Origin of the sequence: Arthrobacter sp. JSM 101049 (assembly GCF_041679245.1) — a bacterium.
In the GTDB taxonomy this organism is placed as follows: Bacteria; Actinomycetota; Actinomycetes; order Actinomycetales; family Micrococcaceae; genus Arthrobacter_H.
In genome coordinates, this window is sequence record NZ_JBGFFC010000002.1 from 1 (window position 1) to 24,411 (window position 24,411).

The following is a 24,411-nucleotide window of genomic DNA, read 5'->3' on the forward strand; positions in this document are numbered from 1 at the left end:
CGAATACGGTCCCCGGCGCATCGAACGTCCCGGTGAACACGAGTACCCCTTCGGCACCGAACCCGACGCCCCACCGGAACCACCAGCAGAACCACCCTTCTAACACCGGACCCAGCAGCACCACCGGGTTCCGAACCCGCCGTGCACACGCCTTAAGAAACCACAGGACCCCACCCGAAAAGGTGGGGTCCTGCGGTGGTTCCCGGGCAGCACCACTGGTGCCGCGTGCGGACCTGCTGGTACCAGTTAGATATTGAAGCCCAGGGCGCGCATCTGGTCGCGGCCGTCATCGGTGATCCGTTCCGGACCCCACGGCGGCATCCAGACCCAGTTCAAGCGGTGCTCGTCCACGACACTATCCAGCGCGCTGGCGACCTGCTCCTCGAGGATGTCGGTCAGCGGGCAGGCAGCGGTGGTCAGCGTCATGTCGATGAGCAGTGCCCCGTCATCGGCATACTTCAGTCCGTAGAGGAGGCCCAGGTCGACGATGTTCACCCCGAGTTCGGGATCGATCACGTCCTTGAGTGCTTCCTCGACGTCTTCGAGCGGGGTCAGTGCCGACCCCTCTGCTGCTTCGGTGCTCATAACTACGCTCCAACGGCGAGGAAGCGGTCGTAGCCCTCTTCCTCGAGACGATCGGCCAGATCCGGGCCGCCCTGCTCTGCCACGCGGCCGTCAACGAACACGTGCACGAAGTCCGGCTTGATGTAGCGCAGGATCCGCGTGTAGTGCGTGATGAGCAGGGTGCCCATCTCGCTGGTTTCCGCGGCACGGTTGACGCCCTCGGAGACCACCTTCAAGGCGTCGACGTCCAGGCCGGAGTCGGTCTCGTCGAGGACGGCGAACTTGGGCTTGAAGAGCTCGAGCTGCAGGATCTCCACGCGCTTCTTCTCACCGCCGGAGAAACCCTCGTTGACGTTGCGGCCGGCGAAGTCGGCGTCGATCTTCAGGTTCGCCATGGCCGCCTTGACGTCCTTGGTCCAGTGGCGAAGGCTCGGGGCCTCGCCGTCGATGGCAGTCTTCGCGGTGCGCAGGAAGTTGGTCATGGTCACGCCGGGCACCTCGACCGGGTACTGCATGGCCAGGAAAAGGCCGGCCCGGGCACGCTCGTCAACGCTCATGGAGAGCACGTCGTCGCCGTCGAGCGTGATCGAGCCGGAGGTGACGTTGTAGCGCGGGTGGCCGGCAATGGTCGAAGCCAGGGTCGACTTGCCGGAGCCGTTGGGGCCCATGATGGCGTGCGTTTCACCGGTCTTGATGGTGAGCGTGACGCCCTTGAGGATTTCCTTGCTGCCCTGCTCCGTGTCGATGGAGACGTGCAGGTCCTTGATTTCCAGGGTAGACATTGGTGTCCGTTCTCTAACGTGCCGGCCGGGCCGGCGAGGTTCACTGGTGGGGGCCGACGGCCTAGTTTTCGGTAGCTGCGAGTTCGGCTTCGACGGTCTCGTTCAACCGCGTCTGCAGTTCCTCGACCCCGATCTTCTGGATGATCTCGTTGAGGAAGCCGCGCACGACGAGACGGCGGGCCGTCTTCTCGTCAATGCCACGGGACATGAGGTAGAAGAGGTGCTCGTCATCGAAACGGCCGGTGGTGCTGGCGTGGCCTGCACCCTCGATGAGTCCCGTCTCGATTTCCAGGTTCGGCACCGAGTCGGCGCGGGCGCCGTCCGTGAGGACCAGGTTGCGGTTGGCCTCGTAGGAATCGGTGCCTTCGGCCTCCTTGCGGATCAGCACGTCGCCCACCCACACGGTGTGCGCGTCCTTGCCCTGCAGCGCACCCTTGTAGAGCACGTTGGAGGTGCAGCGCGGCTGCGCGTGGTCCACGAACAGGCGGTGCTCGAGGTGCTGCCCGGCGTCCGCGAAGTAAAGGCCGAACATCTCGGCGGTGGCACCTGGACCGGCGAACCGGGCCGACGGCGTCACGCGCACCAGGTCGCCACCGAAGGTGACGGCGATGTGCTTGAACTTCGCGTCCTTGGCGATCTTGGCCTGCTGCGAGCTGGCGTGGATGGAGTCGTCCTCCCATGCCTGGACGCTGACCACGGTGAGCTCGGCGCCTTCCTGGACATCGATCTCGATGTTCTCGGAGACGACGGCGCTTCCGACATGGTCGATGACGACGACGGCGCGGGAGTTCGGCTCGGCGACGATCACCACGTGCTGGGCGGCGGCCTCGAGGCCGGAACCGGTCAGCGTCAGGGTGGCCTTCACGCCCTCGGCATTGGCGCCGATGGTCAGCACCGTGGCCTCGGCCGCGGCGTTCCAGCCGTTTGCGGCGACGCGGTCCTCGGGAATGCCGGCCGAGCCGACGCGGGCGTCGTCCATGCCGGTGGTCTCCATGGTGGCTCCCTCGGAGAGTTCCGAGGTGATTGCCGGGGCCGCACCGGCCGGGGCGTTCTTGTGCAGTCCGCCGAGGCGCTTGAGCGGGGTGAAGCGCCAGTCCTCTTCGCGGCCGGTGAGTGCCTTGAAGTCCTCCAGCCGGTAGCTGGTCAGGCGCCCGGCACGCGATGAATCCGGAACCCCGGCGCCACCACCGTGGCTGTGGGCCTTGCTGGCGTCGCCGCCCAGCGGCGAGCTGTCCTCATTGAGCGGGGAGAGGTTTTCGCCCTCTTCGGTGAAGCCGGCGATGGCGGGCACGCCGACGCGTGCCTCCTCGCCGGAGAGTGCTGTTGCGGTATCAGTCATGATTAACCGACGGATCCTTCCATCTGCAGTTCAATGAGGCGGTTCAGTTCGAGCGCGTATTCCATCGGCAGCTCACGGGCAATCGGCTCCACGAAGCCGCGCACGATCATCGCCATGGCCTCGTCCTCGGCCATGCCGCGGGACATGAGGTAGAACAGCTGCTCTTCGGAGACCCGCGAGACGGTCGCCTCGTGGCCCATGGTCACGTCGTCCTCGCGGACGTCGATGTAGGGGTAGGTGTCCGAGCGTGAGATCTGGTCCACGAGCAAGGCGTCGCACACCACGGAGTTGCGCGAGCCCTTGGCGCCTTCGCGCACCTGGACCAGGCCGCGATAGGCCGAGCGGCCGCCGTTGCGGGCCACCGACTTCGCCACGATCGAGGACGAGGTGTTCGGTGCGATGTGCACCATCTTCGACCCCGTGTCCTGGTGCTGGCCTTCGCCGGCGAAGGCGATCGAGAGCGTCTCGCCCTTGGCGTGCTCGCCGGTCAGGTAAACGGCCGGGTACTTCATGGTCACCTTGGAGCCGATGTTGCCGTCGATCCATTCCATGGTGGCGCCTTCTTCGCAGATGGCGCGCTTGGTGACCAGGTTGTACACGTTGTTCGACCAGTTCTGGATCGTCGTGTAGCGGACGCGGGCGCCCTTCTTCACGATGATCTCCACGACGGCGGAGTGCAACGAGTCTGACTGGTAGATCGGCGCCGTGCAGCCTTCGATGTAGTGGACGTAGGAGTCCTCGTCGGCGATGATGAGCGTGCGCTCGAACTGGCCCATGTTCTCCGTGTTGATGCGGAAGTAGGCCTGCAGCGGGATCTCGACGTGGACGCCCTTGGGCACGTAGACGAACGATCCGCCCGACCAGACGGCCGTGTTGAGCGAACCGAACTTGTTGTCGCCCACGGGGATGACGGAGCCGAAGTACTCCTTGAAGATGTCCTCGTGTTCCTTCAGACCCGTGTCCGTGTCCAGGAAGATGACGCCCTGCTTCTCCAGGTCCTCACGCAGCTGGTGGTAGACGACCTCGGACTCGTACTGCGCCGCGACACCCGAGACCAGGCGCTGCTTCTCCGCCTCCGGGATGCCGAGCTTGTCGTACGTGTTGCGGATGTCCTCGGGCAGGTCCTCCCAGGACTTCGCCTGCTTCTCCGTCGAACGCACAAAGTACTTGATGTTGTCGAAGTCGATGCCGGAGAGGTCTGCACCCCAGGTCGGCATGGGCTTGCGGTCGAAGTACTTCAGCCCCTTCAGACGCAGGTTCAGCATCCATTCGGGTTCGCTCTTCTTGCCGGAGATGTCGCGGACGACTTCCTCGCTGAGGCCACGACGCGCATTGGCGCCGACGTCGTTCTTATCCGACCAGCCATACTCGTAGTTGCCGATCCCGTGCAGCTCCGGATTCTTTTCCAGAATCTCGGAAATCACACCCGGGTCGGCGGTCTCCTGTGCCATCTGATCCGTCATCGCGGCCTTTCCTGCTTTGTCAGCTTGACTCGTGTTCTCTTCTCAGCGCGCTGAGGAGTCTGGTTGCGGCCCATGGGGACATGGGTCGTACAAACATGCCCGCCGGACGCCAGCGTCGAGAGTCGACGGACGTCGACGCCGAGCAGGCGGGCAAAGACTTTGGTTTCTTCATCGCAGAACACCGGGAATTCCCGGGCGAGGTCCTGGATGGGGCAGTGGCCCTGGCACAGCTGGAGGCTCTGCAGGGTCGCCGTGGGCTGGTTGAAGCCGACGGTCCGGGTGGAGGCGACGAACCCGTCGGCACTCAGAGCCCCGGACAGGGCCTCGGCCCGGTCCGCGAGCGAATCGCCGGCGGCGTCGACCAGCGGGCGGTAGCGCCGCTCCAGCTTTTCGAAGCGGCGGGCTGCAAAGGCCTGCACGGCCTCGTCGCCGGCGGCCTCGGCGAGGTCGGCCAACGCCGAGGCGGCGATGTCGAGGTAGTCGTTGCCGAGCTTGGTTTGCCCGCGGTGGCTGAGCACGTAGCGCCGGGCCGGGCGGCCGGCACCGGCGGGCTGGTTGGCGATGAGCTTGACCTCGACGAGGCCGTCGCGGCTCAGGGCATCGAGGTGGCGGCGGACGGCGGCCGGAGTGAAACCGAGGCTTTCGCCGAGTTCGGCGGCACTGACCGGTCCCTGGTGGAGCACGGCCTGCAGGACACGGTCCCGGGTGCGTTCTTCGGTCTCCGGCGCCACCGTGTGCGCGGCCGGCGTGCCGGTCGCACCTTCGGGGATCAACTGGGATGAATACACAACACAATCATGACGTAATGAGGCCGTCCCCGCCAGTAAGGCGTGGCTTAGTTCCCCCGCAGCTGAACCGCCGGGCGCCAGGCGCCTTCCGCCGTCGTTCTCTACATGCCGTAGAATGCTTGCGTGCCCGTAACAGAACCCCGCCTCGTCGTCGACTCCCTGCGCAAGGACTTCGGCCCCGTCGCCGCACTGGATGGCCGGATGGTCCGGGTGCTCAACGGTATCTCACTCACGGCCCATGCGGGCGCGGTGACCACGCTGCTGGGGTCCAACGGGGCCGGCAAATCCACCACGCTCGGGTGTGCCCAGGGCCTGCTCACCCCGGACGGCGGGACGGTGCGGCTGCTTGGGCAGGATCCGCTCACCGGCGGGAGTGCCCTGCGCTCCCGCGTCGGGGTCATGCTCCAGGACGGCGGCCTGCCCCCGTCGGTGAAGCCGCTGGCCCTGCTGCGGCACGTGGCCGGGATGTATTCCCGGCCCGACGACGTCGAGGCCCTCGCCGAACGCCTGGGGATCAACGCCTTCGCGTCGACCACCATCCGCCGGCTGTCCGGGGGCCAACGCCAGCGCGTCGGGCTGGCGGCTGCCCTGGTCGGCAACCCGGAGGTCGTGTTCCTCGATGAACCCAGTGCGGGCCTGGACCCGCAATCGCGGCAGGTGGTCTTCGACCTCATCGCCGAGCTGCGTGAACGCGGGCTGTGCATCGTGCTCACCACCCACCTGATGGAAGACGCCCAGCGTTTGTCCGACTACGTCTACATCATCGACGGGGGCCGCAACGTCGCCCAGGGAACCGTGGCCGAGTTGACCTCCCGGGCCACCGCCGGAGCGGAGAACCGGACACTGCACTTCACGGCGGCGCCGGGGCTCGAGGGCCCCCTGCTGCACGAGGGCGGTTCGCTCGTCGAGGAAACGGCCGGGCAGTACCGCGTCGAGGGCATCGGCTCACCGGCGGCCCTGGCCGAGATCACCTCCTGGTGGGCCGAGCGGGGAATCCTGCCGACCTCGATCACCCTGGAACCCAAGAACCTCGAGGACGTCTTCCTGGACATCGCCGAAGGAGGCCACCGTGGCTGAGCAGCAACCCAGCACCGGGCCACTGGATGCCGCCTCCGACCGGGGCGCCGCCCATGCGGCGACGCTGGGCCGGCGCATCCTGCGGCACGGCCGCTACGAAACGGCGATGATGCTCGGCAACGGCGAACAGCTGGTGCTGGCGGTCATCCTCCCCCTGCTCGCCCTGTTCGGGCTGGTGTTCACCGACCTGCTCGACGGTGTCGCCGAGCACCGCATCGACGCCGCCGCCCCGGGCGTGCTGGCCCTGTGCGTCATGTCCACCGCCTTCACCGGGCAGGGCATCTCCACCGGTTTTGACCGCCGCTACGGCGTCCTGCGCTTCCTGGCCACCACGCCACTGGGCCGGGCCGGGCTGATCTTCGGCAAGGCCATCGCCGTGCTGGCCGTCCTGGTGATCCAGATCGTGCTCATCGGCGGGACCGCGCTGCTGCTCGGATGGCGCCCCGACCCCGTCGGCATCCCCATCGCGGTGGTGCTCCTGGTCCTCGGCGCCGCGGCCTTCACCTCGCTCGGCCTGCTCATCGCCGGCACCGTCCGTCCCGAGGCCACCCTGGCGATCACCAACCTGGCCTGGATCCTGCTCGCCGCCGGCGGCGGCATCCTCATTCCGGGCAACCGACTGCCCGGCGTCCTGGCCGACGTCGTGGCCGTCCTGCCGTCCTCCGCACTGGGCGACGCCCTCCGCGACGGTCTCATCGGTGGGACAATGAACCTCGGCGCCTGCCTCATCCTGCTGGGGTGGACGATCGCCGCCGGCCTGGCTGCCACCCGCTGGTTCAAGTGGAACTGACGCGCGTGCAGCACGCCACCCCGTGTCCCGAATGGAGAAAGACATCATGACCAGCCCCGCCGTCACCCGCTGGACCGACCGGCTTCCCCTGTCCGTCGGCCCGGGGATCCACCGGCTGGCCATCGCCTCGCTGGTCACCCAGGCCATCCTCATCGTCTCCGGGGGCGCCGTGCGCCTGACCGGATCCGGACTTGGCTGCTCGCAGTGGCCGAACTGCATGCCCGGCACAATGACCCCGACCCCGGAAATGGGCATCCACGGGCTGATCGAGTTCGGCAACCGGCTGCTCACGTTCGTGCTCGCAGCGGTTGCCCTGGCTATGATCGTGGCCATCTGGCGCGTCCGGCGCACCCACCGCACCATCTTCTGGCTGTCGGTGGCACTGCTGTGCTTCATCCCGATCCAGGCGGTCATCGGCGGCATCACCGTCCTGACCCGCCTCAACCCGTGGGTCGTCAGCCTCCACTTCCTGGCCTCGATTGCCCTGGTCGCCGTCGCAACGCTGCTGGTGAACCGGACCGGACGGGAATCCCGGGGCGAGGCACAGGTCGCCTCGGGCCCGCTCACCGGGACGCTGCGCGCACTCGGCTGGACAATCGCGATTACCTCGGCGCTGGCCCTGGTCCTGGGGACGGTCGTCACCGGGACCGGCCCCCACGCCGGGGACCCGGCGTCTCCGCGCCACGAATTCAATCTGTACCTGGTCACACGCATCCACGTCGTCCCGGTCTACCTGTTGGTCATCGCCACCCTGCTCGGGCTGTACCTGGTCTTTCGGATCCGGGCGGCGGCAGCGCTGAAGCGCGGCTACCTCCTCCTGGTCCTGGCCGTGCTCGCGCAGGCCGCCATCGGCTACACCCAGTTCTTCCTGGGCCTGCCCATCGGCGTGGTCCTGCTGCATATGGTCGGCACTGCAGCGCTCACGGCCGCGGCGACCAACGTGTGGGACCGGTCCACGGGGGTCGTTCCGCTGTAGGCCGTGCTCATGTGCCCCGCTACGTGGGCCGGCAAACCGGTCCCCGGGCCCTGTTCCGCCCTCACCAGGTGGAACGGGGCCCGTCCTGGTTCTGCCGATCGGGCTTGCGCCACCTTCGGCGGCTGCCGCAGGAGGTAGTTTCCATCGCCCCGCGGCCCCCACTCCTCCGGCGACGCGGATCAGCGGCTCCGGCTCCCGCTCCGGCGGTTCATTGCTGCTCCCCGGCGGGCGACGTCAACCCGTTTTCGCTGCCCCGTCGTCGAGCACCTGCCGCCGACGAAACGGCCCAGACGGGACGACCCATGGGTGGCCGGCGACCAGCCCCGCCGCGTGGCCGGGCACCCAAAAGGCCGGGCATCCGGCTGCTGCGGACGCCCGGCCTGCCGGGTTGATGATGGGTCAGCCGAAGATCGGCTGGCCGACGAAGGGGTCGATGGCCAGTGCCACGAACACAATCGTCAGGTAGGTGATGGAGATGTGGAAGACCTTCATCGCCTTGCGGTTCATGTCCTGGGGCAGGTGCTCGCGCTGGGCTTCGCGGTACAGCACATGCGCTTCGTAGACGAACCACCCGCCGGAGACCGCGGCCAGGACCGTGTAGACGATGCCGGCATCGCCCATGGGGACCAACAGCAGCGAGCACGCGACGGTTGCCCAGGCGTACAGCACGACCTGGATCGACACGGTCCGGGCCCCGGCGATGGCACCGAGCATCGGAACGTGGGCACTGTTGTAGTCATCCGCGTACTTCATGGACAGCGGCCAGTAGTGGGGCGGCGTCCACAGGAAGATGATGAGGAAGAGGATCAGCGCGGGCCAGTCGAGCGTGCCGGTCACCGCCGCCCAGCCGATGAGTACTGGCATGCAGCCGGCGATGCCACCCCAGACGATGTTCTGCGACGTCCTGCGCTTGAGAATCAGCGTGTAGAAGACCACATAGAGCAGGATCGCCACGAGTCCGAGGACCGCCGTAAAGAGGTTGGTTCCGGCCCAGAGGATGGCAATGGATGCAATCCCCAGCATCCACGAAAAGACGAACGCCTCGCGGGGTGTCACTTCACCGGTGACCAGTGGCCGCTTCGAGGTGCGGTGCATGAGGCGGTCCATGTCCCGGTCGAAATAGCAGTTGAAGGCGCCGGCGCTGCCGGCGGCGAAGGCGCCGCCGACCAAGGTTGCCAGGATGGTCACGAGGTCCGGGAATCCGCGCTGCGCGAAAATCATCGTGGGGAGCGTGGTGACCAGGAGCAGTTCGATGACCCGAGGCTTGGTCAAGGCCAGGTAGGCCTTGGCCTTGCGGCCGAGGAATGCGCCGAAGCGTTCGTCGGCTTGACGTGACGCACGAGCTGCGAGCTCGGCGTCGGTCGGTACGGTCTTCACGGACATGCCACTCAGTTCTTCGCGGGGAATACACAGACAACGTCCATCATACCCTTTTACGGGTTGTAGAAATTGGAGTCCGTTCACCCCAACGCGAACGCAATGGGAAATTATGCGCACAAACAGGCCATCGTCCATCCCGAGGCGATATGGTTGAGGCGATGTGCCGGAGCACTGAGGCTCAGTATTCATACATGGGCGTGCAGCATCTGCGCTTCCACCGCCTTCACTCGTCCGGCACCAACCGCCTAATACAGGACCAGAGAGAGGGGCCGCCGCGTGGCGCCACAGTCAGACGTTCGGGAATTGTCGTGGACGGAATTGGACCATAAGGCTGTCGACACCATCCGTGTCCTGGCCGCCGACGCCGTCGAAAAGGTCGGCAGCGGCCACCCCGGCACCGCCATGAGCCTTGCCCCGGCGGCGTACCTCTTGTTCCAGCAGCACCTGCGCCATGACCCCCGTGACCCGCAGTGGATCGGCCGCGACCGCTTTGTCCTCTCCCCCGGGCACACCTCGTTGACCCTGTACCTGCAGCTCTTCTTCTCCGGTTACGGGCTGGAGATGAAGGACATCGAATCGTTGCGCACCTGGGGGTCGCTGACCCCGGGGCACCCGGAGGTCGGGCACACCGACGGCGTCGAGATCACCACCGGCCCGCTGGGCCAGGGACTCGCCTCCGCCGTGGGCTTCGCCTACGCGCAGCGCCGCATGCGGGGCATGATGGATCCGGACGCGGCGCCGGGGACCAGCCCCTTCGACCATTCCATCTTCGTGATCGCCTCGGACGGCGACCTCCAGGAGGGCGTGACCTCCGAGGCCTCCTCCCTGGCCGGCCACCAGGAACTGGGCAACCTCGTGGTCATCTACGACGAGAACCACATCTCCATCGAGGACGACACCGATGTGGCCTTCACCGAAGACGTCCTGGGCCGGTATGCGGCCTATGGCTGGCACACGCAGCGCGTGGACTGGACCCGCACCGGCGAATACGTCGAGGACATCGAGGCCCTCCACCTGGCCATCAATGAAGCGAAGTCCGAGACCAGCCGTCCCTCGATCATCTCCTTGCGGACGGTCATCGGCTGGCCGTCGCCGACCAAGAAGAACACCGGGGGCATCCACGGCTCCAAGCTCGGCACCGATGAACTCGAGGCCCTGAAGAAGGAACTGGGCTTCGACCCGCAGGCCCACTTCGCCCTCGACGACGAGGTCCTGGCCCACGTCCGGAAGGTGGCCGACCGCGGTGCCGACCTCCATGCCGAGTGGCAGAAGTCCTTCGATGCCTGGAAGGACGCGCATCCGGACAATGCCTCCCTGCTCGAGCGCCTCGAGACCGGCAGCCTTCCCGAGGGATGGGAAGCCAAGCTTCCCGAGTTCGACGCCGGAAAGGCCCTGGCCACCCGCGCGGCCTCGGGCAAGGTCATCAACGCCATCGCCGAGGTGCTGCCCGAGCTGTGGGGCGGGTCTGCTGACCTGGCCGGTTCGAACAACACCACCATCGAAAGCGCGGCCTCCTTCATTCCGGAGACCAAGCAGACGAACTCCTGGAAAGGCAATCCGTACGGCCGGGTCCTGCACTTCGGGATCCGCGAACACGCTGCCGCCTCCATCGTCAACGGGATCACCCTGGCCTCCCCGACCCGGGCGTACTCGGGCACGTTCCTGATCTTCTCGGACTACCAGCGCCCCGCCATCCGCCTTTCGGCCCTGATGGGCATTCCGTCCATCTTCATCTGGACGCACGACTCCATCGGCCTGGGGGAGGATGGCCCGACCCACCAGCCCGTCGAACAGCTCGCCTCCCTGCGTGCGATTCCGAACCTCGATGTCGTCCGCCCAGCGGATGCCAACGAGGTCGCCTGGGCCTGGAAGACGGTCCTCGAGAACACGTCGAACCCCGCGGGCCTGGTGCTCTCACGCCAGAACCTGCCCGTCTACGACCGCAGCCAGCCGGGCTTCGGCCCCGCCGAGGGAGTTGCCAAGGGCGGCTATGTACTCGTCGAGGCCATGCGGGACGGGCAGGTGGTGGACCCGGACGTCGTGCTGATCGGCACCGGCTCCGAGGTCCAGCTGGCCGTCGAGGCACGCGAGGCCCTCGCCGGCGAAGGCGTCGCCGCACGCGTGGTCTCCCTGCCCTCCCTCGAATGGTTCAACCGCCAGGAAGAGGACTACCGCGAATCCGTCCTCCCCGCGGCCGTCACGGCCCGGGTCAGCGTTGAGGCCGGGGTCGCGCAGGGCTGGCGCGAACTCGTCGGCGACGCCGGACGCATCGTCTCGCTGGACCACTTCGGAGCCTCCGCCGACTACCAGCGCCTCTACACGGAATTCGGCATCACGGCCGAGGCCGTCGCGCAGGCCGCTCGGGACTCGATCGCGGCCGCCAAATAACAGCATGCCGGCCGCTCCCGCCGGGGAGCGGCCGGCTACGGCCCGTCCAAGACCCCATTCCACACCCGGAAGGACCCATCCCATGAGCAATCCCCATACGCAGGCACTCTCCGACGCCGGAGTCTCCATCTGGCTCGATGACCTCTCCCGTTCCCGCCTGACCACGGGTTCGCTGAAGAAGCTCATCGGGGAACAGAACGTCGTCGGTGTGACGACCAACCCGTCCATCTTCGCCGCCGCCTTGGCCAAGGGCGATGCCGACTACCGTGAGCAGGTCGCCGAGCTGGCCGCCGCAGGTGCCGACGTCGACGAGGCGGTCTTCCAGATCACCACCCACGATGTGACGACCGCATGCGACCTGTTCGCCCCCGTGGCCACTGCCAGCCAGGGCATCGACGGCCGCGTCTCGATCGAGGTCGACCCGCGTCTGGCCCACGACGCAGCGGGAACCGTGGCAGAAGCCAAGAAGCTCCACGCCAAGGTCGACCGCGAGAACGTCCTGATCAAGATTCCCGCAACGGTCGAGGGCCTCGAGGCGATCACCGCGACCCTGGCCGAGGGCATCAGCGTCAATGTCACGCTGATCTTCTCGCTGGAGCGCTACCGCGACGTCATCAACGCCTTCATGACCGGCCTGGAGCAGGCCAAGGACAACGGGCACGACCTCTCCAAGCTGCACTCCGTGGCCTCCTTCTTCGTCTCCCGGGTCGACACGGAAATCGACAAGCGCCTCGACGCCGTCGGCACCGAAGCAGCCACCGCCCTGAAGGGCAAGGCCGGACTGGCCAACGCCCGCCTGGCCTACCAGGTGTTCGAGGAGAACTTCTCCTCCGAGCGTTGGGGCGTCCTCGCAGCCACAGGGGCCCGCCCGCAGCGTCCACTGTGGGCCTCCACGGGCGTGAAGGACCCCTCCCTGCCCGACACGCTGTACGTCACCGGCCTGGTTGCCCCGCAGGTCGTGAACACCATGCCGGAGAAGACCCTCGACGCCACGGCGGACCACGGCGAAATCACGGGCGACACGATCACCGGGACCTACGAGGATTCCAACCAGGTCCTCGATGACCTGGCCGCCCAGGGCATCGACTACAACGACGTCGTCGCCCAGCTCGAAACCGAGGGCGTCGACAAGTTCGAGGTCGCGTGGGGCGAGCTGCTGGCTGACGTCCGCAGCGCCCTCGAATCCGCCGGCCAGGCCCCGGCATGAGCGCCCTGGGGTTCACCGCCACCGGTGCGGCACTCGAGGCGATCGAGGCCCATGTCCCCCAGCTCGTAGCCGACCAGACCGCATCCCGCATCGCCGCCAAGGACGCCACCCTGTGGGGCCCCGACGCGGAATCGGAGGCGTCGAAGCGCTTGGGCTGGGTCGATCTGGCCGAAACCTCGCGTCCCTTGGTCGACTCCATCCTGGACCTGCGCCGGGAACTGCAGGCCGACGGGATCAACCGCATCGTCCTGGCCGGCATGGGCGGCTCGTCGCTGGCACCCGAGGTCATCACGGCCACTGCCGACGTCGAGCTCGTCGTCCTGGACAGCACGGACCCGGAAATGGTCGGGAATGCACTCACGGACCGCTTGGCGACCACCGTGCTCGTGGTCTCCTCGAAGTCGGGCTCCACGGTCGAGACCGACTCGCAGCGCCGGGTGTTCTCCCGGGCCTTCGAGGACGCCGGGATCGACGCGGCGTCGCGCATCGTGGTGGTCACCGACCCGGGTTCGCCCATGGACCAGTCGGCCCGGAAGGCCGGCTACCGTGCCGTCTTCAACGCGGACCCGAACGTCGGAGGCCGCTACTCGGCACTGACCGCGTTCGGGCTGGTGCCCTCCGGTCTGGCCGGGGTCGACATCGCCGCACTGCTCGACGAGGCCGAGGAGGCCGCTGAGTTCCTCGCGGACGACGACGAGGACAACCTCGCGCTGGCGCTGGGGGCCGCCTTGGGCGGGACGACTCCCCTGCGCAACAAGATCGTCTTCGTCGACGAGGGATCGGGCATCGTCGGATTCGCGGATTGGGCCGAACAGCTCATCGCGGAATCCACCGGCAAGCTGGGCACCGGGCTCCTGCCCGTCGTCGTCGAACCCGGTGCCGAGGAAACCGTCCACCAGGCCGACGACGTGCTCCTGGTGCATCTGGCCGCCGATGACGAGGACCCGGTCATCGCCACCGAGGGGAACCACGTGTACGTGTCCGGCTCGTTGGGCAGCCAGCTGCTGCTCTGGGAGTACGCGACCGTTGTGGCCGGGAAGCTGCTGGGGATCAACCCCTTTGACCAGCCCGACGTGGAGGCCGCCAAGCTCGCCGCGCGGGGCCTGCTCGATTCCACCCCCGCACCGGAACCGGCCCAGCTGGTCGACGGCGACATCGAAATCCGGGCCACGCCCGGCCTCCTCGAGGGTGCGGCAGGGGTCACCGACGCGGTGGCCAACCTGCTCGGCGCCCTGCCCGCAGACGGCTACGTCAGCATCCAGGCCTACCTCGACCGGGTCGGACACCCCGATCTGGCCACGATCCGGGAGGACCTTGCCGTTGCATCGGACAGGCCAACCACCTTCGGCTGGGGGCCACGCTTCCTGCACTCGACGGGGCAGTTCCACAAGGGCGGCCCGAAGATCGGCGTGTACCTGCAGATCACCGCCGATTCGGACACCGACATCAGCATCCCCGACCGGCCCTTCACGTTCGGGGAATTGATCTCCGCCCAGGCCACCGGGGACGCACAGGTGCTCGCGGACCACGGCCGGCCGGTCCTGCGTCTGCACCTGACCTCCCGTGACGAGGGAATCCGCCAGCTGCGCGCGGCCATTGGCGCGTTGCCCGGGCTCCACCGGTAGCCACCAGATGGCGGGCGGCACGCTGTGGCCGCCCGCCGCGAGCCCGTCTCGAAACAGAAAGTAGCCCATGGCAGAAACCGCCGCGCACAATCCCCTGCGCGACCGCCGGGACCGCCGCCTGAACCGCATCGCCGGGCCGTCGGCCCTGGTGTTCTTCGGTGTCACCGGCGACCTGGCCCGCAAAAAGCTCATTCCCGCCGTCTACGACCTGGCCAACCGCGGGCTCCTGCCCCCGAGTTTCGCCGTCGTCGGATTCGGGCGCCGCGACTGGTCGGCCGAGGACTTCGTGGCGCAGGCCCGCGAGTGGGTCACGGCAAACGCCCGCACGCCGTTCAACGAGACCGTGTGGGCCCAGCTCTCCGGCGGGTTCCGGTTCGTCACCGGCGGCTTCGCCGACGAGGACGCCTACGAGAGGCTCGGCGAGACCCTCGACGAGCTCGAGGGCTCGCGCGGCACCCGCGGAAACCACGTCTTCTACCTCTCGATCCCCCCGAATTCCTTCGAGCAGGTCTGCGAGCAGCTCTCCCGGCACGGCCTGGCCCAGGCCCCCCAGATCAGCACGGCCCCGGTCCGCGCTGCCGCAGACGACTTCGAGCAGGCCGTGGCCCCTCCGGTCCCGGACGACCCGGCCGCGGAGCACGACGACGGCCAGGAGCCCGCGCCCTGGCGTCGGGTCGTCATCGAAAAACCATTCGGCCACGACCTCGCCTCGGCGCGTGAACTGAACGCCATCGTGGAATCGGTGTTCCCGCCCGACGCCGTGTTCCGGATCGACCACTACCTGGGCAAGGAAACGGTCCAGAACCTGCTCGCCCTGCGCTTTGCCAACCAGCTGTTCGAACCGCTGTGGAACGCTAACTACGTCGACCATGTGCAGATCACCATGGCCGAGGACATCGGCATCGGCGGCCGGGCGGGCTACTACGACGGCGTCGGCGCCGCCCGCGACGTGATCCAGAACCACCTGCTCCAGTTGCTGGCCCTGACGGCGATGGAAGAACCCATCTCCTTCAATGCGGACCACCTGCGGGCCGAAAAGGAGAAAGTCCTGGCCGCCGTCAAGCTGCCAGAGGACCTCTCCCGCCATTCGGCCCGGGGACAGTACACCGGCGGATGGCAGGGCGGCGAGGAGGTCACCGGCTTCCTCGACGAAGAGGGGTTCAATCCGCGCTCGCGCACCGAGACGTATGCTGCCATCCGGCTCGACATCAACACGCGGCGCTGGGCCGGGGCACCGTTCTACCTGCGCGCGGGCAAGCGGCTGGGGCGGCGCGTCACCGAGATCGCGGTGGTCTTCAAGCGGGCCCCCAACCTGCTCTTCCGCGACAATGCGTCCGAGGAGTTCGGCCAGAACGCCGTCGTCATCAGGGTCCAGCCCGACGAAGGCGCCACCATCCGCTTCGGGTCCAAGGTCCCCGGAACGCAGATGGAGGTCCGGGACGTGACCATGGACTTCGGGTACGGGCATTCGTTCACCGAATCCAGTCCCGAGGCCTATGAACGCCTCATCCTCGACGTGCTCCTCGGCGAACCGCCGTTGTTCCCCCGGCACCAGGAGGTCGAACTCTCCTGGCAGATCCTCGACCCGTTCGAGGAGTACTGGGAGGGCCTGGACGAGCAGCCCGAACCGTATGCCCCCGGCAGCTGGGGGCCGGCCTCCGCCGACGAGCTCCTGGCCCGAGACGGAAGGACGTGGCGCCGACCATGATCGTCGACCTGCCGAACACGACCACCTCCCAGGTGGCCAAGAAGGTCATGAACCTCCGGGAGACGGGTGGGGTGGTTGCCCTGAGCCGGGTGCTCACGCTCGTTGTCGTCACGCGCGCCGGGTTCGAGGAGGAGGCCATCGCCGCGGCGAACCTGGCCAGCCGGGAACATCCCTGCCGCATCGTCGTCGTCGTTGAGGGCGACGCCGATGCCCCGACCGAACTCAGCGCCCAGATCCGCGTCGGCGGCGATGCCGGCGCGTCCGAGGTCATTGTGTTGCACGCCGAGGGCGAGCTGTCCACCGCCAACGAATCGCTGGTCAATGCGCTGCTGCTGCCGGATGCGCCGATCGTCGCCTGGTGGCCCCACGGCATGCCGGCCTCGGCCTCCGAGACGGCCATCGGCAGGATCGCCCACCGGCGCATTACCGACAGCCGAACGGCCGAGGATCCGCGGCAGGCACTCTTCGACCTGGCCGACAGCTACGGGGCCGGCGACACGGACCTGGCTTGGACGCGACTGACCCTCTGGCGCGCCCAGCTGGCGGCCGTGCTGGACCAGCTGGACCCGGCCCGGCTGACCGCGGCGACGGTGAAGGGGGCCGCCTCGAACCCGAGTGTGGTCCTGCTCGCCGCCTGGCTCACCCTGTGCCTGGACATCCCGGTGACCATCGCCGCGTCCTCCAGCGGCACCGGGGTGCGCAGCGTGCGCTTCTCGCGATCCGATGGGGACGTGGTGCTCACCCGGCCGCACGACGACGTTGCGGAGCTGTACCAGCCGGGCCAGCCCGTGCAGCGGGTCTCCCTCCCCCGCCGGAACACCTCGGTATGCCTGGCCGAGGAACTCCGACGCCTCGACCCGGACGAGGTGCTCGGCGAGGTGCTCCGCAGGGGCCTGGCGCAGACGAACCTGCGCAGCGTCACCGCCAGCGAACGCTGACCTGCCCCGGTTGCCGATGCGGAAAGGGCGGCTCCCCCACGGGGAGCCGCCCTTTCCGGTGGGCTGGGGTACGCCGGGCTAGGACTCGACGCTGAAGCGCATGATGATGCCGAGGGCCACGATCACGGCTCCCCACACCAGACCGAGGACGATCGTGATGCGGTTCAGGTTCCGCTCGGCGACACCGGAGGAACCGAGGCTGGTGGTCATGCCGCCACCGAACATGTCGGACATGCCTCCGCCGCGACCCTTGTGAAGCAGGATCAGCAGGGTCAGCAGCAGGCTGACGAGTCCCAACACCACCTGCAGGACAATCTTGAGTGCTTCCACTACTACCTTTCGGTCGACAAAGGCCGGGAGCCGGCTAGTCCGTCACCAGATGATGCTCGAACCTGACAATGTTAGCAAATTCGGCGGCGTCCAGGCTGGCGCCCCCGACCAGCAGGCCGTCCACGTCCGCCCCGCGCAGGATGGCTGCCGCGTTCGCGGCCTTCACGGAGCCGCCGTAGAGCAGCCGGATCCCGGCGGCGGTGTCGGCGTCGTACAGTTCGGCGAGTTCGTTGCGCAGGGCCGAGGCCATTTCCTGGGCGTCCGCCGGGCCGGCGACTTCCCCGGTGCCGATGGCCCACACCGGCTCGTAGGCGACGACCAGGCTGGCGGCCTGGGCGGCGCCCAGCCCGGCGAGGGACCCGCGCAGCTGTTCCAGGGTGTGCTCGACATGGTTGCCGGCCTGGCGGACCTCGAGGCCCTCGCCGACGCAGAGCACCGGCACCAGGCCATGGCGGTAGGCCGCGGCCACCTTGCGGGACAGCAGTTCGTCGGACTCCCCGTGGATGCTGCGGCGTTCGCTGTGGCCGACCAGGACGTACCGGGCACCGAGCTTGGCCAGGAATGCGCCGGAGACATCCCCGGTGTAGGCCCCGGAATCCTCCGGGGAGAGGTCCTGGCCGCCGTAGACGACCGGCAGGTCATCGCCGGCGACCAGCGTCTGGACGCCGCGCAGGTCGGTGAAGGGCGGGAACACGGCAACCTCGACCCGGCCGAAGTCGTGCTTGGCGTCCTCGAGCGTCCACGCCAGCTTCTGCAGCAACGTGATCCCCTGGACATGGTCCATGTTCATCTTCCAGTTGCCGGCGATCAGCGGCGTGCGGACGAACTGCCCGTTGGTGGAGGTGGTCATGTACGGCTACTTCCCTTCGAGTGCGGTCAGGCCGGGCAATTCCTTGCCCTCCAGGTATTCGAGGCTGGCGCCGCCTCCGGTGGAGATGTGCCCGAAATCGTCCTCGTCGAAGCCCAGCGTGCGCACTGCGGCCGCGGAATCGCCACCGCCGACGACGCTGAAGGCTTCCGAGTCGGCCAGGGCCTGGGCGACGGCGCGCGTCCCCCCGGCGAAGGCCTCGATCTCGAAGACGCCCATGGGGCCGTTCCAGAACACGGTGTTGGCCGAGCGGATGTAGCTGGCGAAGGCCTCGCCCGAGGCCGGGCCGATATCCAGGCCGAGTCCGGTGTCGCCGAAGCTCCCGGATTCGATGCCGTCGGCCGGCAGGACCTCGTGCTCGGCGTCGGCACCGAAGGTGGAGGCGACGACGACGTCGGTGGGGACGATGATGTCGCATCCATCCTCCCTGGCGCGGGACAGGTAGCCGCGGACCGTGTCGAGCTGGTCTTCCTCCAGCAGCGACTTGCCCACCTCGTGGCCCATCGCCTTGAGGAACGTGAAGGCCATGCCACCGCCGATGAGCAGGTGGTCCGCGCGTCCGAGGAGGTTGTCGATGACCGCGAGCTTGTCCGAAACCTTCGAACCGCCCAGGACGACGACGTAGGGCCGCTTGGGTGCCTCGGTGAGCTGGTGCAGGACCTCGACCTCGGTGCGGACCAGATCGCCCTGGTAGGAGGGCAGCTGGGCCGCGATGTCGTAGACGGAGGCGTGCTTGCGGTGCACGGCGCCAAAGGCGTCGTCCACGTAGGCGCCATGCTCGCCGGTCAGGGCCGCCAGCTCGCCGGCGAAGGCCGCGCGTTCGGCGTCGTCCTTGCTGGTCTCGCGGGCATCGAAGCGCACGTTCTCCAGAACCAGGACCTCGCCGTCGGCCAGGCCGGCCGCCAGCTCCCGGGCACTGGGTCCCACGACGTCCTCGGCGACCTTGACGTCGAAATCGGCCAGTTCGGACAGGCGGTCCGCGGCGGGTCGGATGGAGTACTTCGGTTCCGGGGTGCCCTGCGGGCGTCCGAGGTGGGCCATGACGATGACCCGGGCTCCGGCGTCGGACAGTTTGGACAGGACGGGAAGGGACGCACGGACGCGGCCGTCGTCAGTGACGGTGGAACCGTCGAGCGGCACGTTCAGGTCGCTTCGGACCAGTACGTGCCGCCCGCGGACACCATCGGCGAGCAGATCGTCGAGAGTGTGGGAAGTCATGGCTTCAGGCTATCGGATCGCCGCCGCTACGCCAGCTTCGAGCCGACGAATTCGGTCAGGTCCACCAGCCGGCTGGAGTAGCCGAATTCGTTGTCGTACCAGGCGATGACCTTCACGGTGCTGCCGATGACCTTCGTCATCGGGGCGTCGAAGATCGCCGAGTGCGGGTCGGTAACGATGTCGCTGGAGACGATCGGGTCCTCGTTGTAGCTCAGGTACGGCGCCAGCGGGCCCTCCTGGGAGGCCTGGCGGAACGCGGCGTTGACCTCCTCGACGGACGCCTCGCGGGCCAGGGTCACGGTCAGGTCGGTGGCCGAACCGGTCGGGACGGGGACGCGCATGGCGTACCCGTCGAGCTTGCCCTTGAGCTCCGGGAGCACCAGGCCGATGGCCTTGGCGGCGCCGGTCGAGGTCGGGACCATGTTCAGCGCGGCGGCACGGGCGCGGCGGGGGTCGCGGTGCGGGCCGTCCTGCAGGTTCTGGTCGGCCGTGTAGGCGTGGATAGTCGTCATCAGGCCGTCGACGATGCCGAACTGGTCGTTGAGGACCTTGGCCACGGGGCCGAGGCAGTTGGTGGTGCAGGAGGCGTTGGAGATGATGTCGTGCTGCTGCGGATCGTATTGTCCGTCATTGACGCCCATCACGATGGTGATGTCCTCGCCCTTGGCGGGGGCGGAGATGATGACCTTCTTCGCTCCGGCCTCGAGGTGCTTGCGGGCGCCCTCGGCCTTGGTGAAGATGCCGGTGGACTCGATGGCGATGTCCACGTCCAGATCCCCCCAGCCGAGCTGGGCGGGGTCCTTTTCGGAGAGGACGCGGATGCGCTGGTTGCCGACGACGAGGCTGTCCCCGTCGACCGACACATCCTCGGCCAGGCGTCCCAGGACCGAGTCGTACTTGAGGAGCATGGCCAGGCTCTCGATGTCCGCCAGGTCGTTGATGGCGACGATGTCGAGGTCTGCCTTGTTCATGAGCGCGGCGCGCAGGTAGTTGCGGCCGATGCGCCCGAAACCGTTGATGCCAACACGGGTAGTCACGTGAATATTCTCCTTGCCGGATGGTTGCCACCACCGTGCTCCGGGTAAGGAGTCGTTGACGCGGGGGTGGCATGTGAATGTGGTTGGACACCCCGTTGTGTCGACGGCCTGCTGGCCGGCCGGCCCAGCGGGCTCCCGATCCGGGGAAAACCGGATGCGGGGCCCGCCAGAGCCGTTAGGCACATCCTACGCCAATTCGGCGTCGGATGTGTGAGCAATATTACTTGCCCGTTGTGCCGGATCCGTGGGTCCGGACTGGTTGGCTAATTGCCGGGAACGATCAGTGCCTTGGCGCCCGTGCGTGCGGCACCGAAGCGGGCCGCGACGTCGGCCCAGTTCACGATGTTCCAGAATGCCTTGACGTAGTCGGCCTTGACGTTGGCGTAGTCCAGGTAGAAGGCGTGCTCCCACATGTCCAGCATCAGCAGCGGGGTGGTCGCCACGGTAACGCCGTTCTGCTGGTCGTACATCTGCTCGATGACGATGTTCCCGCCGATGGGCTCGTAGGCCAGGATGGCCCAGCCCGAACCCTGGATCGTGGTGGCGACGGCGGTGAACTGGTTGCGGAAGGCATCGAAGGAGCCGAAGGCGTCGTCAATGGCCGCGGCGAGCTCGCCCTCGGGCTTGTCGCCGCCTTCCGGGGAGAGGTTGTTCCAGAAGACCGAGTGGTTGATGTGGCCACCCAGGTTGAACTGCAGGTCCTTGGACAGCTTCGCGGCGCCGGCGGCGTCGCCGTTGGCCCGGGCTTCTTCCATCTTCTCCAGCGCGGTGTTCGCGCCCGCGACGTAGGCCGCGTGGTGCTTGCTGTGGTGCAGCTCCATGATGCGTGCGGAAATGTTTGGCTCCAGCGCAGCATAGTCATATGGCAGCTCAGGAAGTTCGTACTTGCCCATGATCTCCTCCATTCGTGGTGCACGCCCGCGGAACGGGCGTGCTGGTGGGTTGTGCTTCCCGTGCCTCGCGGCCACGGAAATCCAGCGGCTGAAATCAGCCGTCGAGCATATCTGCTGTAACGCTCGCTTCGGTGCCGGGTATTCCCAGCTCCGCCGCGCGTCGGTCGGCCATCGCGAGCAGCCGGCGGATGCGTCCGGCGATGGCGTCCTTGGTCATTGGCGGGTCGGCCAGGTGGCCCAGTTCGTCCAAGCTGGCCTGCTTGTGCGCCACCCGGAGGGCACCGGCGTATTGCAGGTGGTCCGGGACGTCGTCGCCGAGGATCTCCAGGGCGCGTTCGACCCGGGCGCCGGCGGCGACGGCCGCCTGGGCGGATCGGCGCAGGTTCGCGTCGTCGAAGTTGGCCAGCCGGTTGGCGGTCGCCCTGACTTCCTTGCGCATCCGGCGTTCCTCCCACACCAGCAGTGTGTCGTGGGCCCCCATGCGCGTGAGCAGCGCCGCGATGCTGTCGCCGTCGCGGATGACCACACGGTCGACGCCGCGCACCTCGCGGGCCTTGGCCACGATGTCGAGCCGGCGGGCCGCCCCGACCAGCGCCAGGGCCGCTTCGGGCCCCGGGCAGGTCACCTCGAGCGCCGAGGAGCGTCCGGGTTCGGTCAGCGAGCCGTGGGCCAGGAAGGCTCCGCGCCACACGGCCTCGGCGTCGCCCGCCGAGCCGTTGACGATCACCGAGGGCAGGCCACGGACCGGCCGGCCGCGGCCGTCCAGCAGGCCGGTCTGACGCGCCAGTGATTCGCCCTCGCGCACGACCCGGACGACGTAGCGGCTGCCCCGGCGCAGGGCGCCACCGGAGACGACGATGATCTCGGCGCTGTGCCCGTAGACCTCGGCAATGGCCTGGCGCAACCGCCGGGCCGTGGCCGCCAGGTCGACCTCGGCCTCGATGACGATGCGTCCCGAGATGATGTGCAGCCCGCCGGCGAAGCGCAGGGTCGCCGACACTTCGGCCTTGCGGACGGAGGACTTCTTCACATCAAGCCGGGACAGCTCGTCCTTGACCGAAGCGGTCAGTGCCATGGCTTCTCTTCCTCACTTCGCGTTGGGTTCCGGGCGAACGTCTCGAAGACGTCCTGGTACTCCGCCGCGAGCCGCAACGGCTCGTGGACGGCGCGGTCATGCCCACTAGCCACCTTACCGAAAAAGCACTCGGCTCCCAGCCGTCGAGCCGCCGCGGTGAAGGCCTGCTCGTCGTCGATGGACGACGGATCGGCCAGGACGGCGTCGATCCTCAGATCGGGAGCGTACCGCGCGATGACGTCCAGATGCGAGGCCGCAGTCATGCCGGCCGTCTCCTGCGTATCGGTGGCCAGGTTCATGGTCAGCAGGCGACGTGCCGGGGTGTTCTGCAGGGCCTCGCGGATCTCCGGCAACAGCAGGTGCGGCAGCACCGAGGTGTACCAGGACCCAGGGCCGAGGATGACCCAATCGGCCAGTTCGATGGCCTCCAGCGCCTCGGGGCAGGCCGGGGCGTCCGTGGGGGCCAGGGTCACGTTGTTGACCAGCGTGTCGTTGCCGGCCGCCGCCAGTTCCGCCTGGCCCTCGATCCGGCGGCGCACCAGCTTGCCGTCGTCGCCGGTGGTCAGGACCTCACCGGAGATGTTCAGCGGGACGGTGCTCATGGGCAGCACGGCGCCGCGCGCCCCCAGCAGGGCCCCGGCCCAACGCAGTCCGGCGACCGCATCGCCGAGCAGCTCCCACAGCGTCACGATCAGCAAGTTGCCCACCGCATGGTTCTCCAGCGAGCTCTCGACGTCTCCCGCCGCGGCGAAGCGGTGTTGCATCACATCGCGCCAGGTACGCCCCCAGTCCGATTCGTCGCACAGGGCGGCCAGGGCCATCCGCAGGTCCCCCGGCGGCAGGACACCGAGCTCGCGGCGCAGCCGCCCGGAGGAGCCGCCGTCGTCAGCGACCGTGACGATCGCGGTGATGTCGTTCGTCAGCCGGCGCAGGGCCGAGAGGGAGGCCGAGAGCCCGTGGCCGCCGCCGAGGGCCGCGACCCGCGTGGTCGTCACGTTCTCGCCCGTCGAGCGCGGCGGGAGCATCGGCATCTGGCCGGTCAGGAAGGCCACGGCTGCTACTCCCGGCCCAGATCACGGTGGTTGACCATGACGGTGACCTTGGGGACCTGGCGCAGGCGCCGGGCCATCTCCTCGGCCACGGCCACGGAGCGGTGCTTGCCGCCGGTGCAGCCGATGGCGATGGTGGCGTAGTGCTTGTTTTCGCGCCGGTAGCCCTCCAGCACGGGTTCGAGCGCCGCGAGGTAGTGCGAGATGAACTCGGCGGTGCCCTCGGCCTCGAGCACGTAGTCGCTGACGACCGTCTCCTGCCCGGTGTGCGGGCGCAGCGCCGGTACCCAGTGCGGGTTGGGGATGAAGCGGACGTCGGCCAGGAAGTTGGCGTCGGTCGGCAGGCCGTACTTGAAGCCGAAGCTCATGACGTTCAGGCGCAGCACCACGGGGCCGGAGTCGGAGAAAAGCTCGATGATCGACCGGCCGAGGGCATGGACGTTCAGCGGGGTGGTGTCGATGACGATTTCGGCACTGTCCTTGATCTCGCGCAGGACCTCGCGTTCGGCGGCGATGCCGTCGGAGATGCGCCCGTCCCCCTGCAGGGGGTGGGGACGGCGGCCCTGCTCGAACCGCCGGATGAGCAGGTCGTCGCTGGCGTCCAGGAACAGGACACGGTATTTGATCCCGGCCGCACGCAATTGGCCGAGGTTGGCCCGGAGCTCGGTGAACAGGGCCCGGCTGCGCACGTCCATCACCACGGCCAGCTTCGGGATGGATCCGGGATTGCGGGCCACCAGGTCGGTCAGGGTCCGCAACAGCTGCGGCGGGAGGTTCTCCACGACATACCAGCCCTGGTCCTCCAGGGCGTGGGCCGCCGTCGTCCGGCCGGCACCGGACATGCCGGTCACCACCAGCATTTCTGATTCTTCGGGCTTGACGGTGCTCAGCTCGATACTCATGCTTCGAGTCTAGT

22 protein-coding genes are annotated in these 24,411 nt (G+C 68.0%); 8 read left to right on the plus strand and 14 right to left on the minus strand.

Features of this window, described 5'->3' with window-relative positions:
- Positions 1-246 precede the first annotated feature (246 nt).
- The 5 genes from AB8M85_RS05175 to AB8M85_RS05195 all read right to left on the minus strand — a co-directional run bounded on the left by AB8M85_RS05175 (position 247) and on the right by AB8M85_RS05195 (position 4,936).
- Positions 247-585 (minus strand): metal-sulfur cluster assembly factor, encoded by a 339-nt coding sequence (locus AB8M85_RS05175; protein ID WP_372697725.1) that lies wholly within the window; start codon positions 583-585, stop codon positions 247-249.
- Between the two features lie 2 nt (positions 586-587).
- The gene (gene sufC / locus AB8M85_RS05180) at positions 588-1,346 is read right to left on the minus strand and encodes a Fe-S cluster assembly ATPase SufC (protein ID WP_372697726.1); all 759 of its coding nucleotides are present in this window, start codon (positions 1,344-1,346) and stop codon (positions 588-590) included.
- 61 nt (positions 1,347-1,407) lie between these two features.
- On the minus strand, positions 1,408-2,685 hold the full coding sequence (gene sufD / locus AB8M85_RS05185; RefSeq protein ID WP_372697727.1) for a Fe-S cluster assembly protein SufD: 1,278 nt from the start codon (positions 2,683-2,685) through the stop codon (positions 1,408-1,410).
- 2 nt (positions 2,686-2,687) lie between these two features.
- Entirely contained in the window at positions 2,688-4,148 is a 1,461-nt protein-coding gene (gene sufB / locus AB8M85_RS05190; RefSeq protein WP_372697728.1) for a Fe-S cluster assembly protein SufB, read from the minus strand.
- Positions 4,145-4,936 (minus strand): helix-turn-helix transcriptional regulator, encoded by a 792-nt coding sequence (locus tag AB8M85_RS05195; protein ID WP_372697729.1) that lies wholly within the window; start codon positions 4,934-4,936, stop codon positions 4,145-4,147. Before AB8M85_RS05195 ends, sufB begins: the two co-directional genes overlap by 4 nt.
- 123 nt (positions 4,937-5,059) lie before the next feature.
- Between AB8M85_RS05195 and AB8M85_RS05200 the strand changes: the two genes are divergently transcribed.
- The 3 genes from AB8M85_RS05200 to AB8M85_RS05210 all read left to right on the plus strand — a co-directional run bounded on the left by AB8M85_RS05200 (position 5,060) and on the right by AB8M85_RS05210 (position 7,779).
- Entirely contained in the window at positions 5,060-6,013 is a 954-nt protein-coding gene (locus AB8M85_RS05200) for an ABC transporter ATP-binding protein (protein ID WP_372697730.1), read from the plus strand.
- 106 nt (positions 6,014-6,119) lie between these two features.
- Positions 6,120-6,803, plus strand: coding sequence for an ABC transporter permease (locus AB8M85_RS05205; RefSeq protein WP_372698522.1), 684 nt, complete (start codon positions 6,120-6,122; stop codon positions 6,801-6,803).
- A 46-nt stretch (positions 6,804-6,849) separates the two neighbouring features.
- Positions 6,850-7,779 (plus strand): heme A synthase, encoded by a 930-nt coding sequence (locus AB8M85_RS05210; RefSeq protein WP_372697731.1) that lies wholly within the window; start codon positions 6,850-6,852, stop codon positions 7,777-7,779.
- A gap of 399 nt (positions 7,780-8,178) precedes the next feature.
- On the opposite strand, the gene AB8M85_RS05215 is transcribed toward AB8M85_RS05210, so the two are convergent.
- The gene (locus AB8M85_RS05215) at positions 8,179-9,162 is read right to left on the minus strand and encodes a heme o synthase (RefSeq protein ID WP_372697732.1); all 984 of its coding nucleotides are present in this window, start codon (positions 9,160-9,162) and stop codon (positions 8,179-8,181) included.
- A gap of 273 nt (positions 9,163-9,435) precedes the next feature.
- On the opposite strand from AB8M85_RS05215, the gene tkt reads away from it, so the two are divergent.
- The 5 genes from tkt to AB8M85_RS05240 all read left to right on the plus strand — a co-directional run bounded on the left by tkt (position 9,436) and on the right by AB8M85_RS05240 (position 17,025).
- Positions 9,436-11,547: a transketolase gene (tkt, locus tag AB8M85_RS05220; protein ID WP_372697733.1), complete on the plus strand. Its 2,112-nt coding sequence runs from the start codon at positions 9,436-9,438 to the stop codon at positions 11,545-11,547.
- Positions 11,548-11,629: 82 nt separating this feature from the next.
- Complete coding sequence (tal, locus tag AB8M85_RS05225) at positions 11,630-12,754, plus strand: transaldolase (RefSeq protein WP_372697734.1); 1,125 nt, start codon at positions 11,630-11,632, stop codon at positions 12,752-12,754.
- On the plus strand, positions 12,751-14,379 hold the full coding sequence (locus AB8M85_RS05230; RefSeq protein WP_372697735.1) for a glucose-6-phosphate isomerase: 1,629 nt from the start codon (positions 12,751-12,753) through the stop codon (positions 14,377-14,379). Before tal ends, AB8M85_RS05230 begins: the two co-directional genes overlap by 4 nt.
- A 67-nt stretch (positions 14,380-14,446) precedes the next feature.
- Positions 14,447-16,087, plus strand: a complete 1,641-nt coding sequence (gene zwf / locus AB8M85_RS05235) for a glucose-6-phosphate dehydrogenase (RefSeq protein WP_372697736.1) — start codon at positions 14,447-14,449, stop codon at positions 16,085-16,087.
- A complete protein-coding gene (locus tag AB8M85_RS05240) occupies positions 16,084-17,025 on the plus strand; it encodes a glucose-6-phosphate dehydrogenase assembly protein OpcA (RefSeq protein WP_372697737.1) in 942 nt (313 codons plus the stop codon). The genes zwf and AB8M85_RS05240 overlap by 4 nt, the downstream gene beginning before the upstream one ends.
- A gap of 78 nt (positions 17,026-17,103) precedes the next feature.
- Here the strand turns inward: AB8M85_RS05240 and secG are convergent, their stop codons facing one another.
- The 8 genes from secG to rapZ all read right to left on the minus strand — a co-directional run bounded on the left by secG (position 17,104) and on the right by rapZ (position 24,397).
- Positions 17,104-17,355, minus strand: coding sequence for a preprotein translocase subunit SecG (gene secG / locus AB8M85_RS05245; protein ID WP_372697738.1), 252 nt, complete (start codon positions 17,353-17,355; stop codon positions 17,104-17,106).
- Positions 17,356-17,389: 34 nt separating this feature from the next.
- Complete coding sequence (gene tpiA, locus AB8M85_RS05250) at positions 17,390-18,205, minus strand: triose-phosphate isomerase (protein WP_372697739.1); 816 nt, start codon at positions 18,203-18,205, stop codon at positions 17,390-17,392.
- A gap of 6 nt (positions 18,206-18,211) precedes the next feature.
- Entirely contained in the window at positions 18,212-19,441 is a 1,230-nt protein-coding gene (pgk, locus tag AB8M85_RS05255; protein WP_372697740.1) for a phosphoglycerate kinase, read from the minus strand.
- Between the two features lie 26 nt (positions 19,442-19,467).
- Positions 19,468-20,478, minus strand: coding sequence for a type I glyceraldehyde-3-phosphate dehydrogenase (gene gap / locus AB8M85_RS05260; protein WP_372697741.1), 1,011 nt, complete (start codon positions 20,476-20,478; stop codon positions 19,468-19,470).
- Between the two features lie 263 nt (positions 20,479-20,741).
- Entirely contained in the window at positions 20,742-21,371 is a 630-nt protein-coding gene (locus tag AB8M85_RS05265) for a superoxide dismutase (RefSeq protein WP_372697742.1), read from the minus strand.
- Positions 21,372-21,465: 94 nt separating this feature from the next.
- Entirely contained in the window at positions 21,466-22,446 is a 981-nt protein-coding gene (whiA, locus tag AB8M85_RS05270; RefSeq protein ID WP_372697743.1) for a DNA-binding protein WhiA, read from the minus strand.
- The gene (gene yvcK, locus AB8M85_RS05275) at positions 22,437-23,498 is read right to left on the minus strand and encodes a uridine diphosphate-N-acetylglucosamine-binding protein YvcK (protein ID WP_372697744.1); all 1,062 of its coding nucleotides are present in this window, start codon (positions 23,496-23,498) and stop codon (positions 22,437-22,439) included. The genes whiA and yvcK overlap by 10 nt, the downstream gene beginning before the upstream one ends.
- A gap of 5 nt (positions 23,499-23,503) precedes the next feature.
- Positions 23,504-24,397, minus strand: coding sequence for an RNase adapter RapZ (gene rapZ, locus AB8M85_RS05280; protein WP_372697745.1), 894 nt, complete (start codon positions 24,395-24,397; stop codon positions 23,504-23,506).
- Between the last annotated feature and the right edge of the window lie 14 nt (positions 24,398-24,411).